The organism is Bacillus sp. EA-CB0995 (assembly GCF_055814245.1).
Genome location: NZ_CP169269.1, coordinates 2,431,038 through 2,448,164, shown reverse-complemented (window position 1 = coordinate 2,448,164; position 17,127 = coordinate 2,431,038). Strand labels below are relative to the sequence as shown.

The 17,127-nt window shown below is 35.0% G+C and carries 15 protein-coding genes and 2 pseudogenes; 6 read left to right on the top strand and 11 right to left on the bottom strand.

The features are described 5' to 3' along the window. Positions 1-111: 111 nt before the first annotated feature. Positions 112-240, bottom strand: a complete 129-nt coding sequence (locus ACEWFJ_RS12745) for a hypothetical protein (RefSeq protein ID WP_255258115.1) — start codon at positions 238-240, stop codon at positions 112-114. 359 nt (positions 241-599) lie between these two features. Next, positions 600-2,947 (bottom strand): annotated as a pseudogene (gene helD, locus ACEWFJ_RS12740) (RNA polymerase recycling motor HelD). Between the two features lie 566 nt (positions 2,948-3,513). On the opposite strand from helD, the gene ACEWFJ_RS12735 reads away from it, so the two are divergent. After that, positions 3,514-3,864, top strand: a complete 351-nt coding sequence (locus tag ACEWFJ_RS12735) for a hypothetical protein (protein ID WP_473688788.1) — start codon at positions 3,514-3,516, stop codon at positions 3,862-3,864. 196 nt (positions 3,865-4,060) lie between these two features. Here ACEWFJ_RS12735 and ACEWFJ_RS12730 read toward each other — a convergent pair. Together ACEWFJ_RS12730 and ACEWFJ_RS12725 are read right to left on the bottom strand one after the other, a co-directional pair. Then, positions 4,061-5,801, bottom strand: a pseudogene (locus ACEWFJ_RS12730) (ABC transporter ATP-binding protein). Positions 5,802-6,577: 776 nt separating this feature from the next. Beyond that, a complete protein-coding gene (locus ACEWFJ_RS12725; protein WP_473688787.1) occupies positions 6,578-7,303 on the bottom strand; it encodes a DUF6022 family protein in 726 nt (241 codons plus the stop codon). Between the two features lie 182 nt (positions 7,304-7,485). Here ACEWFJ_RS12725 and ACEWFJ_RS12720 point away from each other — a divergent pair, with 182 nt between their 5' ends. Continuing rightward, on the top strand, positions 7,486-7,953 hold the full coding sequence (locus ACEWFJ_RS12720; protein ID WP_176524569.1) for a MarR family transcriptional regulator: 468 nt from the start codon (positions 7,486-7,488) through the stop codon (positions 7,951-7,953). A 202-nt stretch (positions 7,954-8,155) separates the two neighbouring features. On the opposite strand, the gene ACEWFJ_RS12715 is transcribed toward ACEWFJ_RS12720, so the two are convergent. Beyond that, entirely contained in the window at positions 8,156-9,280 is a 1,125-nt protein-coding gene (locus tag ACEWFJ_RS12715) for a hypothetical protein (RefSeq protein WP_473688786.1), read from the bottom strand. A gap of 80 nt (positions 9,281-9,360) precedes the next feature. Further along, on the bottom strand, positions 9,361-10,239 hold the full coding sequence (locus tag ACEWFJ_RS12710; RefSeq protein WP_473688785.1) for a hypothetical protein: 879 nt from the start codon (positions 10,237-10,239) through the stop codon (positions 9,361-9,363). Positions 10,240-10,782: 543 nt separating this feature from the next. Here ACEWFJ_RS12710 and ACEWFJ_RS12705 point away from each other — a divergent pair. Together ACEWFJ_RS12705 and ACEWFJ_RS12700 are read left to right on the top strand one after the other, a co-directional pair. After that, the gene (locus tag ACEWFJ_RS12705) at positions 10,783-10,923 is read left to right on the top strand and encodes a YrzI family small protein (RefSeq protein ID WP_429710644.1); all 141 of its coding nucleotides are present in this window, start codon (positions 10,783-10,785) and stop codon (positions 10,921-10,923) included. Between the two features lie 212 nt (positions 10,924-11,135). Continuing rightward, a complete protein-coding gene (locus ACEWFJ_RS12700) occupies positions 11,136-11,312 on the top strand; it encodes a tyrosine-protein phosphatase (protein ID WP_473688784.1) in 177 nt (58 codons plus the stop codon). Positions 11,313-11,348: 36 nt separating this feature from the next. On the opposite strand, the gene ACEWFJ_RS12695 is transcribed toward ACEWFJ_RS12700, so the two are convergent. Next, positions 11,349-12,455: an AI-2E family transporter gene (locus ACEWFJ_RS12695; protein ID WP_473688783.1), complete on the bottom strand. Its 1,107-nt coding sequence runs from the start codon at positions 12,453-12,455 to the stop codon at positions 11,349-11,351. 146 nt (positions 12,456-12,601) lie between these two features. Here ACEWFJ_RS12695 and ACEWFJ_RS12690 point away from each other — a divergent pair, with 146 nt between their 5' ends. Then, positions 12,602-13,411, top strand: coding sequence for an HNH endonuclease (locus ACEWFJ_RS12690; protein ID WP_473688782.1), 810 nt, complete (start codon positions 12,602-12,604; stop codon positions 13,409-13,411). Positions 13,412-13,659: 248 nt separating this feature from the next. Here the strand turns inward: ACEWFJ_RS12690 and ACEWFJ_RS12685 are convergent, their stop codons facing one another. Continuing rightward, the gene (locus tag ACEWFJ_RS12685; protein ID WP_098308626.1) at positions 13,660-13,752 is read right to left on the bottom strand and encodes a putative holin-like toxin; all 93 of its coding nucleotides are present in this window, start codon (positions 13,750-13,752) and stop codon (positions 13,660-13,662) included. A 183-nt stretch (positions 13,753-13,935) separates the two neighbouring features. On the opposite strand from ACEWFJ_RS12685, the gene ACEWFJ_RS12680 reads away from it, so the two are divergent. Continuing rightward, the gene (locus ACEWFJ_RS12680; protein WP_473688781.1) at positions 13,936-14,916 is read left to right on the top strand and encodes a phosphodiester glycosidase family protein; all 981 of its coding nucleotides are present in this window, start codon (positions 13,936-13,938) and stop codon (positions 14,914-14,916) included. 98 nt (positions 14,917-15,014) lie between these two features. Here ACEWFJ_RS12680 and ACEWFJ_RS12675 read toward each other — a convergent pair whose 3' ends face one another. From ACEWFJ_RS12675 to ACEWFJ_RS12665, 3 genes are read right to left on the bottom strand one after another with little or no spacing between them, the layout of a single operon-like run. Continuing rightward, positions 15,015-15,503 (bottom strand): tetratricopeptide repeat protein, encoded by a 489-nt coding sequence (locus ACEWFJ_RS12675; protein WP_473688780.1) that lies wholly within the window; start codon positions 15,501-15,503, stop codon positions 15,015-15,017. 60 nt (positions 15,504-15,563) lie between these two features. Then, positions 15,564-16,262, bottom strand: coding sequence for a phosphopantothenoylcysteine decarboxylase domain-containing protein (locus ACEWFJ_RS12670; RefSeq protein ID WP_473688779.1), 699 nt, complete (start codon positions 16,260-16,262; stop codon positions 15,564-15,566). A 12-nt stretch (positions 16,263-16,274) separates the two neighbouring features. Continuing rightward, the gene (locus ACEWFJ_RS12665; protein WP_473688778.1) at positions 16,275-17,099 is read right to left on the bottom strand and encodes an AAC(3) family N-acetyltransferase; all 825 of its coding nucleotides are present in this window, start codon (positions 17,097-17,099) and stop codon (positions 16,275-16,277) included. Between the last annotated feature and the right edge of the window lie 28 nt (positions 17,100-17,127).

The window sequence follows — 17,127 nt, the reverse complement described above, 5'->3', positions numbered from 1 at the left end:
TGATTTTCCATATCACTCCGTACAAATTTATTTTTCAAAAAGAAGGACAAATTTTTCATTGCAAAAGTATTCACTACATCTGATATTTGCTCTTCAATATAACAATCCATTTCATTCCTCATCCTCTAACGAATGAATCCAACTAAAAATTTTTGAAATTACATACGGAATGAAAAATACGATAAAAGCTTGCCCGAAAACTTTCCACTCTGGAAGATAGGAAACAATCATTTTCCACATTTTAATCATCCTATACCAGCAGTTGACACCGCGATTTTTTACTCTAATCGGAATTTCTTACCTATTATTATGTCTTATGTGCGGAAATTTAATCCAACAAAAACACGCCATTTGTTATGAATGAAACACAATGTAACTGTTCCGCTGTCATATAAAGTGAAACTTCCATCAGTGGGGTTTTTTTATCCCCCACTGATGGTTAGTTGAACCAATCGGTCTTTTACGGACAGTTATCCCCCACCTACCTTCCTCGTTTATCTTTGCATCTTGAAGTGGGGGTCTTACTGCCCGTTAATGCGGGATAAAAATGGAAGCTAAACAGAGATCATGCTATAAATCATGACCTCTGTTTATGTGGTTTATTTATCTTGCGTATAAGTATTTGCCTCAACTGTTGATAAAAACGGGCTTATTTCATTTATATAATAAATATATAACTCGTGCATAGCACGTGTACAAGCTGTATAGAAAAGTTTACGTTCACTTTCTTTTCTATATTGTTTATATGAAGCGTTGTAAATAATAACCGCATCAAACTCTACACCTTTCGCTAAATAAGAAGGTACAATAAGTATCCCTGAATCAAACGAAGCTGTTTCTTTTTCGATAAGGTAAATTTGTATATATTGCTGCAGTATGTCATATGCTGCTTTACTTTCTTGAGCAGTTTTACAAATAACTGCTATCGTTTTGTGACCATTTTCTTTCAAATATTTAATGCGATTTACAATTTTCTGATGCAGTTCCTCTTCGGTGTCTACTACTGTTATAACTGGTTTGCTTCCCTCACGTTGAAAAGGTTCAATAGAATCTCCGCCTGAAATAAGTTGCCGCGTAAATTCAATAATTTGTTTCGTCGAACGATAACTACGTGTAAGTTCAATGCGTTCACTTTTTTCTTCTCCATATAAAGCATATAATTGCGAAAATCCATTTTCAGTCGCATGTGCATGTATTGTTTGATTAAAATCACCAAGTATCGTCATTTTACTATGTGGAAATAATTGCTTTAAAAAGGTAAATTGAAAATCTGAATAATCTTGAGCTTCATCAATAAATATATGCTCTACAGATGTACTTCTTTGTAAATCCTCCAGCTGATCTTTTATATATAAATAAGGTGTCGCATCCTCATATGCCATATAAAAGCGCTGTATGCATTCTACCGTTTCTTCACATATTTCTTTCCAATTTGGTGGTAGGCTATTACTATCTGTAAATTGCTTTGCAAACAACGAATCTGTAAACAACTGTAAATAAATTGCAGGCGTATTAATGAATTGAAGTCTCTTCACACGTTTACGAAGTGGTTTAAAGCGGGCGTTCACAATCATTGCAGCTAACATTTGTTGTTCACGTTCAAAATCATCAAATGTATTATCACCATACTGTTTTTCTTGTTGAAGTTTCTTATGAACTTTAGCATACATTTCTTTATCTAACAGTTGTATTTCTTCTTCAACCCAAAGTTCTTTTCGTTCTAGCCGCTCTCTTTTCTTTAGTTCTTTTAATAACCACTCAGAAATTAACTTTATTCGATTAGGAATTCTCATAGAAACAGGAAAAGAATAAAATTTCTCTTTTATTGCTTCCTTCGACATTAATAAGTTTCCGCGAAATTTAACATCTTTAAAAATCATTCCATCTTGTCTCAAATACGTCACATAGTTATCTACAACCTTCACGAAAAGTGCACTTGCTTTATATCGAATTCCTTGCATACGTACTGAGTATTCTCGTTCTTCTATCTCTGAAAGTACATATTCCATTTGTGTGAACGGATCTTCTACATCAAAACTCTTATCTATATGCTCCTCTAAATATTCTTGAAATGTTGTCTGTTTCATATTTTCTTCTCCTAATTCAGGAAGAACAGTCGAAATATAACTATTAAACATTGAATTAGGAGAAAAAAGAATAATTTGATCCGCATGTAATGTATTTCGATATCGATATAGTAAATAAGCCACACGCTGCAATGCAGCAGATGTTTTTCCGCTTCCTGCTGCTCCTTGCACAATAAGTAAACGACTCGTTTCGTTACGAATAATTAGATTTTGTTCTTTCTGAATCGTAGCAACGATACTTTTCATTTGTGTATTCGCATTCTTCCCTAGCACTTCTTGTAATAATGCATCACCAATCGTTACTCCTGTATCAAACATACTCTCCATTTGACTGTTACGAATGATGAATTGTCTCTTTAAAGTGATTTCTCCTGTAATAATTTCATTTTGCACCTTATACACGGCCGCTCCCAACGAGTAATCATAATATAGACTGGATATAGGTGCTCTCCAATCATAAACAAGAAATTGTTCTGTGCTTTCATCAAAAAAAGAATGAATCCCAAGATAAATCTGATCAGTACTTCTTTCACCTTCTTCTAAAAATCAATTCTCCCAAAATACGGAGATTGCTCTAGCCGTTTTAGCATCGTAAGCTGCTTATCTGCATGATGATGACTGCGCTCTCTTTCAGATAACAACTCTGCTTGTTGCTTTATACTTGCTGCAGTTTCCACGGCCTCTTCAGCATTATCAAAGTTAACGGTTACATCACTCCAAAAGTTTTTCCGAATACTAACTACCTCTTTTTTTCCGCTACTCACATATTGCTGAAGAACATCTATCTCCTCTTTAATTTTCTTTATTACTTCCTCTACTCGTTGCTGTTCTCTCTTCCATTCTTGTTCATACTGTTCCATATTGTCACTCCTTATCGACAAAAATAATTTGACCAAAAGTTTGACAAACACAGTTGTTTTTTGATAAAATTATATTGGGTAATTATAGAAATAAAACCAATATTCCCCTGTGGTCATTTTTTCATTTTAACATATACATCTTTCTTAGTTCAACGAAAATAGATAAAGTTATCAAACAATTCCACTCTCTATGAGGGAACTAAAGAAGCATCTGTCTTGATGGACAGATGCTTCTTTAGTTTGGTATAAAATCTTACTCGTGAAGCTAATCTCCACACCCTTTAACATAGTTATGACATCTACATTGCGTTGCAAAGTTTCTGTCTTCCAATTGATTCCTATAGTAGCCATGCAATTTTTATACGGTAAATCAGAACAATTCTGAGAAAACATACGTAATAAAACAAGAAGGTATATATTCTTGCATAAAGCTTTTAAAAGAGAAAAAGGTCTAATCCTTGTTGAATATAGAATTAGTCTCTGTGTTTACTGCGTATAATGTTACGTTATGTTAACTTTACATGAATATCCTATTCATCCAAATTTGTACAAAAACGTCCTTGCTGATGGTACAATTAAAGTCATGGAGGGATATTATGGGATATATTATGGGTTATATTGAATTTTATGGAATACTGTTTCTTATATTCGGCACTGCAATATTCGTAATTATCAAGGCTGATTCACCAAAAATTAAGGCTAAAAATCTGTCATTCGTAATGATCGGTTTAGGGATAAATATACTTGCAAGTCCAATGGCTTTTTTTATAGGTGGAATGGCAACAGATCCCCCAGATAGTACTGAACTTGATTTTTTGAAAGGATTTTTCTTTATTCAGGCAATACCGCTCCTCATACTACTTCTATCTTTGGTGTGGTGGTTTATTCGCAAGAACAAGAAAAAAGTCCACATGTAGAATTTTAAAATGACTTCCAATAACGCTGATTATGTGAACGGAAAGTCCCTTCAGTAACTTCTGAAAGGACTTTTAAAGGTTTTGCGGTATTTCGGTTTTATGTTAGCAAAAAGTGCTTTCATGTACAGAAAACACCTTTTCAGTCTAATACTTTTTTCTATAGTCTAAAACATTTTTTAATGAGACAGTAAATAGATTATAATGTTAATTCGAATTGCTTGGCGTACAGGTTTGCATACACCCCATTGTTTGCAAGTAACTCATCGTGTGTACCTTGTTCCACAATGCCATCCTTCGTTACTACGATAATTCGTTGGGCATTTCGAATAGTGGAAAGACGATGGGCAATTACGATCGTTGTACGCCCTTTTGCTAACAGTTCAAGCGATGCCTTGATGATGTTTTCGCTCTCATTATCTAGTGCGCTTGTTGCCTCATCTAAAATGAGGATTGGTGGATTCTTTAAAAAACTCGAGCTATGCTTACCCTTTGTTTTTGACCGCCAGAAAGTTTAACACCTCGTTGTCCAATCTCGGAATGGTAGCCGTTTGGCAAGTTCATGATAAAGTCATGGGCATTTGCATGCTTGGCTGCATTCATTATTTCTTCATCACTGGCTGCTGGATTGCCGTATCGAATATTTTCCATTACCGTTCCTGCGAAGAGATAAACATCTTGCTGTACTATTCCAATACTTTTTCTTAAGGACTGTAGGTCGATATGGCGAACGTTAATACCGTCTACTAACACATCCCCCTCCGTCACATCATAAAAGCGAGGGATGAGTGAGCATAACGTCGTTTTCCCCATGCCGGACGGACCAACTATCGCCACGAACTCCCCTGGGTGTATTTGAAGTGACATATTTACCAGGACATCGGTCAAATGGTCTTCGTAACGGAAGGAAACCTGCTTAAACTCAACTTCACCGTGAACTGCTTGCAGAGTCACTGCATTCGGATTACTTTCGATTGCCGGCTTCAAATTCATGATTTCCATAAAGCGCTGAAAACCGGTGATTCCTTCTTGAAATAGCGTATTCATTTGAGTCAGTTTTTGAATTGGCTCGATCATAAAATTTACATACAGTAGAAACGTAATCAAATCCGCTAAATCTAACGTATTGTTGACGATTTTGGCACTTCCAAAAATGACCACTGTAATTGTAATCAGTTGGATAAAAGTTTGTACTCCGTTGTAAAAGTTCGCTTCTGTCTTGTAGAATTTTTTCTACTATCAAGGAACCGTTTATTTTCCCGGTTAAACTTTTCGATTTCAACGTGCTCGTTGGCGAACGATTTTACTACGCGGATTCCTGCTAGACTATCCTCTACCTGTGCGTTTATATATCCTATTCGTTCTTTGTTTCTTCTTAATGCCCTATTCTCGAGCCTGTTAAAATATAAAGAAAAGACACCTAACACTGGCAAAAAGCAGAAAACGACAATCGTTAATGGAGCGTTAATAAAGAATAAAATGAAAAACGCTCCTACAAAGCGAACTATATATTTCACATAATCTTCAGGACCGTGATGATAAAGTTCAGAAATCATTAGCAGGTCGTTTGTTATCCGAGACATGAGCTGGCCTGTCTTTTCCTTGTCGTAAAAACTAAAAGAAAGCTTTTGCATGTGTGCAAACAGCTCACTACGCATATCACTTTCCATCCGCGCACCTACTTCATGACCTTTATAGTCCACAAAGTAGTTCCCTATGTTTTGAACTGCGACCAAGACAAGCATTAGCCCGCCGATCCATAACACTTTACTTAGCGCGGTTGACAAGTCCCCTTCAAGAACGTCCTTCGTAATATACCGAACAAGCAAAGGAAACACCAAGGACACTGAAGATACGATTAAGGCGCATGCCAATATAGTTAAAAACAGCTTTAAATACGGTTTGTAGTAGGAGAAAAATTTTTTAACTGGAAAACTCATAATTTACCCCTTTTTAGTGTTTTTGGAACGACACATATAAGGGAGTACGGCGTTTACATTTAAGAAAGTGTTTCACCCTTATATGTTTGTACGGTTTGAATCCTCACGTTTTTCATGTAAATTACCTCCTTGTTCTTTGATATTATCATTGTAAATTGTTTACTAATTATTGAACAGAATATTTTATTAATTTTCCATAATTGGAATAAATAAGAATACAAAAAAAGATAAGCCACTTCCGATAACACTTGATTATGTGAATATGAATACCATCCAGAATTGATCTGGATGGTATTTTTGTGGATTCTTAGATATATGGACTACTGATAAGTGATGTTATGATTACTAAATCAAATACAAAATGTATATAGAACATTATCTTTTTTTCTATTTTATTTAGTGGAGTAAAAAGTATCTCTTAATTCAACAATTGGGCCAGATTGTTGAAAACCCTGTGTTTAAGTTTTGACCTTTCACTTGAAAAAGGAACGACAGGGGGCACAGCTTTTTGACTAAAGTGTACTTCAAGAAAAATAAGAAAAAACCCCCAGATATCTGTACGTCAAGGAGGAGAAGATATCTGGGGGAGAGGATACAATTTTAGGTAGAACCAATAACCGTGTGCCCAAGCGCAATCTACTCACAGAAATGACTTTTGCAGATTGCAGATGAGCAAGACTATACGGAGAGCTCATTTTTATTGATTGAAGCAACGACTAAGTTTTTAATTCTCATGGTACTACCCCTTAGAAAGTCGTTAACTACTGTGATTATCTTCATGTCTTCTCTCTTCCGAAAACAGGACGTTTAAAGAACGCGATTAGACGTCCCTGATAAGGAACAACTGACGTTAGTTCCCAGTTATTGCGTCCCCAAAGAGAAAGAGCATGATCAAACATTCCCTCGCTCATTTCGGGGTTATCGATTTCAAGATAATCCCCCAATCCGACCTCAACACTGTACTCCCAACCATGGTCCTTTTGTTCGCCGTTGTCAATTTTTTCTGTTAAAAATGTACCAGTAAATTCGTTATATTTGGTGATGCGGGTGGAAGCGCGCGAAAGTGCCTCGATAATCTCGCTTCTTTCCGTCTTCTCAAGTGCTATAATATCCGGTGAACGGGGTATACGAAACTGAGTATGATCGTGAAAGACACGGGTGACCAAGCTTCCCATCAGAGTACCGTCGGCTTTTTTGCAAACATGCCACATGCACCGTTCCCGTTCTTCCGGCGGCCCCCAATACTCTACGGAAGAAGCCAAATGGTCCGACTCCAAGACAAACCCTTCACGCTCAATTTCTTTGATCAAGGGTCCGAACAACTTACGTCCGAAGACACCGTAAGCAAATTCCCCTGACTTATCAAATGCATCCTGAAACTCCAATTGATTTTCCTGCAATACGGATTTCCAATTATTACGGGTATATTGGTTCATGTAATTTGCAAGCGTATGAATCGTAATCTCTTTTTCTTGCGTAAGAACTTCTTTCAGTGAATTCATAAAAAACACCTTTCAGTTTATTTTCCCACTCATATAAGACATTTCCGCGCCTAACGACTACAAATTATTTGCTTGCATTGAATTGGTATTGTTTTTATATAATATATTAAATAGGTTTCTTATCTCGTTTTATAAATATCTTATCTCGTGAGATAAAATATTATATGCGGAGGTTTATTAAAATGTCACTAGAAAATCTGTCGAGGGAACAATTATTTGAATTGTTTAATGAGGAATTACGAAACTTCAGCACGGAAACGATTATGTTCCATCAAAACATGGCTGAAAAACTGGGATTGAATTCAACGGATCACAAATGCCTGGATGTTATTTTACGGAACTATCCTATGACTGCCGGCAAGCTGGCCGAAATGACTGGATTTACGACGGGGACCGTTACTGGTGTAATTGACAGGCTTGAAAAAACTAATTATGTGTACAGAGATAAAGATTTGAACGACCGCAGACGTGTCATCATTCATGTAAATCTTGAAAAAGTGGAGAAAGAGATTCTTCCTCTCTTCACTTCTTTTAGCCAATCCATGAGAGAACTTTTCAAAAAATATAATGACCAGGAGATTAAATTTCTTATTGATTTTGTAGTCCTCAGCCAAGCTATACTTCACGAAGAATCAAAGAAATTAAGATAATATGGAAATCATTTAACTGGTAAGCTTACAGATCAAATCAGAGTAGGCATACCATACATTTGGGAAGACATGTGGGTAATCCAAAATAGCTAAAAACAGACTGTAGAGAAACTTTTCTCCACAGTCTGAAAAAATACCTTTTATACCTTGTTCCCACTATACTAATAGATAATAAGATTTTCCACTTATGCACATTTTACTTTCACTGAATTTCAATTACTCTGCTATTTCCGTTCTTTGCAATTTGCACTTTTGCATACATCCCCTCCCCTTTTACAAGGGTAATAGGAACTTCACGTGTACTTCCTATCGTAACATACCCATAGTTCATATATCCTTTTATCCAGATACCTTTTTCTTTCGGGTAGTTATTAAGCTTTATTTTATCTATTCGATAACTCTCTCCCTGTCCTTTTTTCAATTTTATAAACACAGGTGTTTTTGTTTCTTTTTGTATTTCACGATTCAGCATCATTTCGTTTGCTTCCGCTTCTATTTTGAAAGAAAACCAGGCTTTTTTCACATTTCCTAATTCCTTAACTGGATTTTCTAATTCTAGTAACACGGTATTACCGTTATAATAGTTCCATTCTTGCTGTGTAACAGTACCTAATAAAATAAAAGTAGAAAGTATACCTACTAACCATACATATTTTTTCTTGTATGTTATGTTATATTTTACAATGTTCTCTTGTTTTTGCTGTTTTTTCGTTTGTAACAATACAACCCCTGCAAGAAATAACATCCAACTCAATCCATAGTTTCCAATATAATTTGTTTCATACATAATAAGATTCGTAAACAAATAAATAACGATACCAATCCGTTTAATTACAGAATCCTTTACATATAGCATGCCTAACACAAGAAGTAATGTATATCCACCATGTACGATTACAATAAACCAAGAATCTGCACCTTCGTATTTCTCTAACAAATAGAAAAATACATACATCATTCCAAACCCAATACTATTTCGTAATAGAAATTCATTTTTTCGTACAATCGCAAAAATAAAAAATCCGATATGAATAAGTACAAGATAACCCATACTTGTTGAAAAGTCCGCACCTCTCATACATTCACTAAATATAATTCCTTCCAATAACCACCATAAACTATGTTGTTCTGCCTTATGTTTTGCGAACATCCAATACGAAAAAATACAACTAGCATATAACACTCCCCATATGTAATGGTGATCTGTTACAAGTGTTGTAATTCCCGCCATGATAGCGAAAACAAATAAAAAAACACGTAAAAATTTTGCTGTTATTTTTTTATATCCCCATATTCCAAGCACACTGAGCGTAGCGCTTACAATCATGATTACGCTACTTCCTCTTAATGTTTCCCATAAAATAAAATAGAGACTTGCAAGGAAAAGAACACTTCCTATTGAGCTTACTAAAACATACAGCACATATTCTCCGATTTTTCGAGGATTTGTTTGTGTTTGATTCTTTTTTCTTGCCAAGTAAAAAATTGTTGTGAAATTACGACAAACAAACCGACAAGTCCCATTAATATATAAGAGATATTCATAGTTAAATTTGTAAATAAATTGGTTATGTCTATCAATGCATATAATGACCACGCCGTTAAGATTGCACCAGCTGTTATTTTATATACATTTCCTTCTTTTATCTTTTTAAATATAATAAAGTACATGACCGTCATGAGGATTGCGCACACTATTTTGACCCAATAGTTAGGCTCTCCTCCTTCGTATAAATTTTCAAGGTACACCATCCATAATCCTAATAAACTAGTTGTGTAAAATAAATAACGCCCCGGCATTTTCAATTCAATTCGGTACCATATTAGCGAAGCGATAGTTATTATAATAGATTGCCATTTATCTGAAACAGCAAACCACGTTATTTCGTCTATCGTTGATAAAAAGAAAAGTAATGCTCCACCTCCAAGCACATACCATTCTGCTTTCTTGTCGGTTACATAAAGATATAATGCTGGAAGTAACCAACTAACAGAGAGCCATACTTCTTCGTTTTCTACACCGTAAATATTTCGAAGCATCCAACATGACCACGCATAAGCGAGATATAAGGTTACACGCATTCCTCTTATAAACAACGTGTTTGCAAACATTAAATTTCTTATCGCAAAATACCACACTATTCCAATGACAGGTACACCTATTACAGCTAAACTTTGATACAGCGTAGACCATGAGTAGCGTATAGTCATCGTTAAAATGATATAAGCACCAAGTAGCGACCATACTCCAAGTATTTTAAAAACGTCATCTTTCCAACCTTTCATCCCCATCCCTCCTTCTACAAGTGTATTCTTTTATACATATTTTTTACTTACAATTTATATTTTTCCAATTATTCACTTTTGTCTTAGGCAAGAAAAGGTTACTATTATTAAAATGTTAAAAGTAGTTGTTCCATCCCTCCTCACACTAATAGTTCGTTATACACCACAACATCTCCCTTAGAAATTGTGCAATTTCATTAAAATTCAAAACTTTTACCCTATTTTTACATTTTAAGGTTTACAAAAGTTACCTAATTGTATATACTTACTTAAGTAAGAAAAAATTTCCAAAGGAGGTCGAATGAAATGATGAAAATAAGTGTTTATGTCGCATCTGTCTCACAATTAAATAAATATTCGACCACCCATATGGAGAATTGAAAATCGCCTTTATTATGATTTAAATAATTCTGCCACAGGAGGTCGAATGCTTTCCTGTGGCTTTTTCACGCCTTGCCGCAGGAGCACTTTGTCTTCCTGTGGCTTTTTTGTGCGATTTTCGCCTTCTTACAAATTTATACACTTGAGAGGAGTAAACAGTATATGACATTTCATATATTCTTTTTAACGATTACGATTCAAAAAACCCGTCTATCTAAAGAAGAACTTGAACATGAACAATGTGTTCAAAAGATCATGGACGAAGTAAAAGATCGTCAAATTTCGTTTTATAACCACCTTTAATTTTTTAATAACAAATAACGATGAAAGGAGATGTTTGTAATGATTTTGTCAAAGCAGCGAATTATGGTTTGGATTGTGGAGATAGACTCTGCATAACAAATCATAATCTTGTGTGAGAATGTTAAATAAACGAAGATAAGTATTTAAAAGAATTTCATTATGGGTAGAGATATAGTCATGAAAGCTATGAAAAAAGTCAAAAAATTTATTAGATGGATGAGTCTTTTCAAATCTCCCCCGAACGTTTAAAACCAATGTTAGAGGTACGGTGTGAATATTTAGATGAGATTTACAATGAAATTATAGAAAAATACGGCACTATTGAAAATTATCTTTGTCAAGTTTGTAACATACAGCAAAATAGTTTGCAAAATCTACTACTGGAATAAAATCATACTATTGGTACTAAAACATGAAAAGACCAGCTACAATACGTAACTGGTCTTTTTTCTACTTCTTATTTTTTTCAATTGAAAAAGCCTTACCATATTTAAAACGACTGTTTTCGTCACAGCATATGATGGTACAGCTAAAATCATCCCGATAATTCCTGCAAAATTTCCGACACCAAGAATCAACACGATAACCGTTAACGGATGAATGTTTAATTTTTCGCTCATGATTCGCGGTGATAGAATATTACTTTCAAATTGCTGAACAATCGTTACGATAACAATAACCCATAACGCTTGCATCGGTGATACAAATAGTCCAACAATAACCGCAGGTGCCGCCCCAATAAACGGACCTAAGTTTGGAATGATATTCGTAACTGCTGCCACAACTCCTAAAACAAAAGCATATGGCATCCCGATAATTAAATAACCGACAAATGTGAAAGCCCCAACAAATAAACAAACCATCGATTGACCTTGAATGTATGCAGCAAGGGTTTCATTCATTTCTTTTAAAACATGACGTCCTTCTTCATGATACGCTTCTGGCAAAAAACGAACTGCTGCTCCAGGAAATTTATGTCCATCTTTAAACATATAAAACAAAATAAATGGAACTGTGAAAATAATTAATGCAACGTTTGTAATAATACCAAATAATACCGTCGCACTCGATGTAAGCGTATTTGGTATCTCTTTCAAATAATGAAGAGCATTCTTTTCTATCACATCTAGTGAAACATAATCTTGTGTTGTAATCCATTGAAATAACCTATGATGTGATAAATCTGTTATGTATTCTGTCGCCTCCTTAATATAAATCGGCATATTTGTTACTAAATCCATAAGCTGCTGAGAAAGAGTTGGAACCACAACACCAATCCCCACAGCTATTAATGCAATAATGAACACATACAGTAGCAAAATTGCTAAATTACGCGGCACCTTTTTGTTCTCTAAAAAAACAAGAACTGGATTAAACATAAAATAAAGAAATAAAGCAATTAAAATAGGGAAAAACAATGTGGAGATAAAAATGCCGATTGGCTGAAATAAAAACGAAATTTTTGTACAGATAAAAATAATCGTTACAACCATCAGCACTTCTAATGTCCAAAAATGAGCTTTCGATTTCAAAAAAAAGCCTCCTTTAAAATTTCTCCTCTCATTGTAACAAATCAAAACAAAATTTTACATGCTATTTCTTCGTTCTTTATTCCAAAACATAAATAAATACACTAAAATAAAGACATATAAAAATTTATAACTAAAAGGTGATAGGTATGACGGTATGTAGTATATGTAGAGAAAAAGAAAAACAATGTATAGAACAATATGTTATTCCAGAAATGTTATGTGGATATTACTATATCGATACAGTGTGTGAAACATGTCATGAAAGAATAGTAACAAATGTAGATCGTCCATTAATTAGCCATAAATTAATACAGTATAAAATTGATCAACTTAAACATCAAATTGATTCCCCTCTTCTAGATATATATGATGAAGAATATACAAATGATGAAACTGATACCGACGAATTTCAATTTTCAAATTCCCTTATTATGAAACTATGTCAAAGACATGATATCTCACTTCATGATGAAATATGGAAAGAAGAACGAGTAAAAAAAGTTTCCGGTTCCATTCAACGCGAATTACTGCTTGATAATCGCAAATATAAAATGAGTTTATTGAAAATGGCTTATTTATTTGCTGTACATACAATAGATGGCTATTTTCATGATTCAGATGCAGTTGCCATTTCTAATATTTTATTTAATGTAGATTTTATCGAATTAAAAGATAGAAATATTGTACGAGATTTAAGCAAAAGTTCATTGTGGAACACATTAAATACCGATTGCGAAAATCATTATTTTATTTTATTAAGCGACAAAGATGGATTATTCTGTTTTATTCGCTTCTTTGATGTATTCGATGTCGTTGTTCACCTTTCTGAAAAAACATATGATCTTCCATCGCCAATTGTTGGTGTAAATGATACAATCAATCAAGAGTTTTACAAAAAGAGTTTAAAAGAATATATGAATGGATTATTTAAAACAACAAGCGGAATTCAATCTTAAAAAACAAGCGATATGATTACAAAAATAAGAACATACGGTCTCCTTTCTTACATAAACAGGATTATGCTATAATAACAATGAAAAGAGCGATACAATCACATAAATAAATCAAATTAGCATATGAATAGAAAAAGACTAGTGTGCGGCAACACACTAGTCTCATATAACTCAGCAGAGTGGATTATTCATTATCCTATTTGTTTCTTATGAATTGAACAACCCACCTTCTATTGGCGTAGAGTGGGTTGTTATTTTTTGAGCTTGTCAATTAATAACACAACAAACGTCAACAATGCAATGAGAAAGAGACCACCTTGCAAAAGTAACGAAAGTTCGCTCAAATTATCACCTCCCTTCATTAGAGAAGTGATAATGGAACAACCACCCTGACCATGAGTTACCCTTTCATTTTATCATATTTTTCTAATTTTTACGACGAAAACCGGTAAGCTTTATACTTATCGGTTTTTAATTGTGTTGAAAAATAACAAATGTGACATACTATGAAAAAAGAAGGTATTCATATGCAAAGACGGATAAAAAAGGGAATAAAACGAATAAGTCTCGTACTCCTCATTGTCCTAGCAGGAGGAGTGATTTGGTTGTACAGTACAAGCGCTGGCCATAAACTTCGGGAAATGATCGGAGGATCTATTCTGTCATCACAACACCCCCAATTTGCAAGATTGCTTTTGTCAAAAAATGAAATTCAGCAATTGAACACTGCTCTTTATGCACCGTCCACCCAAAAATCAAAACTTCCCAATTTTTCGTTGTCGCGTAAAAAACACCCTTTATCTGTAACTGTTGAAACGCTCGAAGATCCACATTTCACAGCAAAAATAATGAAGGTTAACGATCCGACTACCATTCATTTAGTAAGTTCCAAATATCATAACCAGGGACAACCATTATCTGAGCTCATTGAACAAAATGGAGCTATTGGAGGTATCAACGCAGGTGGATTTAAAGATCCAGGAGGTGTTGGGCGCGGCGGAGAAGTCATAGGGATTGCAATTTCTGATGGCGTTATTCGTTCGGAGCCTGGATTTAGTCGAGATGCACGTAATGTTGTTTGTGGATTCACAAACAAAGGACAATTCATTACAGGAACATACTCCATTAATGAGTTAAAACATATGAACGTAACACAAGCTGTCACATTCGGACCGCAACTAGTTGTGGACGGAAAAGATATGGTGACGGATCAAGTTGAAGAAGCATATGGCTGGGCACCTCGAACAGGAATCGGACAAGATTCACAAGGGAATGTAATAATGATTGTAACAGACGGAAGATTTTATTGGAACAAGAATCATCGTGGTGCTTCTATGAGAGATATGGTATCCCTGTTCAAAAAATATGGATGTATAGATGCATTTGCCTTAGACGGTGGAGGTTCTTCAACGATGATTTATAAAGGGGAATTACAGCTTAAACCCGCAACTGAAACTTCCGTGGGAATGCGATATCTTCCAAATGCATTTGTAATCATTCCGAAATAAACAGCACTCTTAAAGGACGCTGTTTATTCAGTGTTCTTAACTACCGACTGAATGTTGCACCTTTCGGCCGGTAGTTATTTACTTGTAATTCTACCATTTTATTTAAAGGTTTCATTTAACCGCTCTTTATAAAATGTAATTGCTTTTGCATATGTTTTTACATTTTCTGTTTTCACCACCACATCTAGCAGGAGTTTCATCGCCTCTTCGTGAGATTGTATATTATACTTTGCCATCGATAAAAACACTTTCATGGCATCATCATCTGGATAACGTTCTATTCCCGACTCTAATGTAGCAATCGCTTGATCATATTCCCCAATACACCGATATGTACTTCCTAAACCGATATATGCACCTCGCAAACTTTCTCCTTCTAGTCCTAGTTCAATAGCTCTCTCGTAATATGGAGCTGCTTCCGTTTCCATTCCCATCGCATCATGCGTCCATGCACATTGATACAAAACTTCCGGATTTTGCGTAAAGTTTATTAAACTCAACAATATCTCTCTGGACTGAACAAACTTCTTCTCATTGCGCAGTTGGATTGCTTTTTTAATAAATTTTCCATCCTCTCGTCCTCTCATTTTGCTCAATATACGCTATAGCATTTTTTCATAACATATACATATGTTCCTACTTATCCATCAATAATGAATGAGCGCTTCTTCTTTTTCAGAATGCATCAGTGCAATTTTATGAATAAGACTTCTTGCTGTATCTGTTTTATCGTTACACACTTGCACTTCACCATCTTTGGAAATAATGTAGTGATTCGTTTCATAGGTATATAGCGCATCCGAAGCATTCGCAACCATGAAATCTGCTTGTGAACCTTTCATTCGAGCTTGTGCTCTATTTACTAATTCTTGTTGATTTACACCGCTTTCTAATTTAAATCCAGCTAATACAACATTTGGATCCCATTGTTTAATTTGTGCTAATACCTTTGGAGCTTTCTTAAAATGAATAACTGGCGGCATATCGCTTGATAACTTACCTATTTCATTCATTACATTTCCGTCTCGATCGACAATTTTATCAACAATCCAGTCTGAGCCAGCCGCTGCCATAATCACAATATCTATTTTTTCACTTGTAATTATTTGTTTCATTTTATCTTGTAAATCAACAATCCCTTCAAAAGAATAGGATGAAAGTTTATCATTCGCTTCAGGTTTTTCTGCAAAATAGCCGTGTAAATATATAACCGAAGCCCCTGCTTTCAAAGCTTCTTCTGCAAGAACTCTTCCCATTCTTCCTGTCGATAAATTCGTATGTCCTCGTACCTCATCCCACTTTTCTAAACAGCCGCCACTTGTAATTAGTACCTTTTTTCCCTTCATGTTCTCCATCCTTTACTTATATATTTTCTTCTTTTTCTTTTGCTCTAAAAACCACCCTGTTCCAAAATCGACGACTTTTCGTTGTCTCATTAATTTACATGATGCATTTCCAATCGTTCCATATGTAACCGCTCCTGTTTCATCAAATGCCTTTCCTAGCGGCTCAAAGTCATCAGAATCATATTCGAATTCCTCATACTCTTTCCATATACGAACTCCATTTTCAATAATCGGTGCCCCAATTTGTACTTTATCTCGATATTGCGCATGAACTTCAGATAAATGAAACGATGTATTTGAATCATGATCCACCCCAATTAGCAATATATATCCATCTAAATCATACATTTTTTGCAAAGGTGACTGTTCTCCAAAACTAGGAGAAAGCTTGTGATTTTCGGTAATTTGTTCGGCATTCTTTCCCCACGCTGCAAAACTATGTAAAGGATGATTACTTCTCTTTGTATTTGGATAAGTACGAAAACATTCCACTACTTTCCCCATACTTCGCGTTGGTGTTGTCTCTGGATGAAACGGGGGTACATTGTCACGAATAATTTCCCACCAACTTTCTGGAACAGGTGGTCTTTGCCAATTTTTCGGATCAGATAAATCACTCGTTTGCGTTGGCATAATAATTGTTCCTTCTTCTGTAACAACCTCCATTAAAGCTTCTACTACAGCCAAAGCCCCTCCGCTTACCCAGCCAATTGAGCTAAGAGATGAGTGTACAATAACTGTCATTCCTTCTGTAACACCTAACTTTCGCAAACCATTTGCAATTGTATGAATTGTATTTGGTATTTTTGTTTTTGCAATTATGTCGTCTATATTCATAAAAAACCTCCATAGTATATAGAAAATA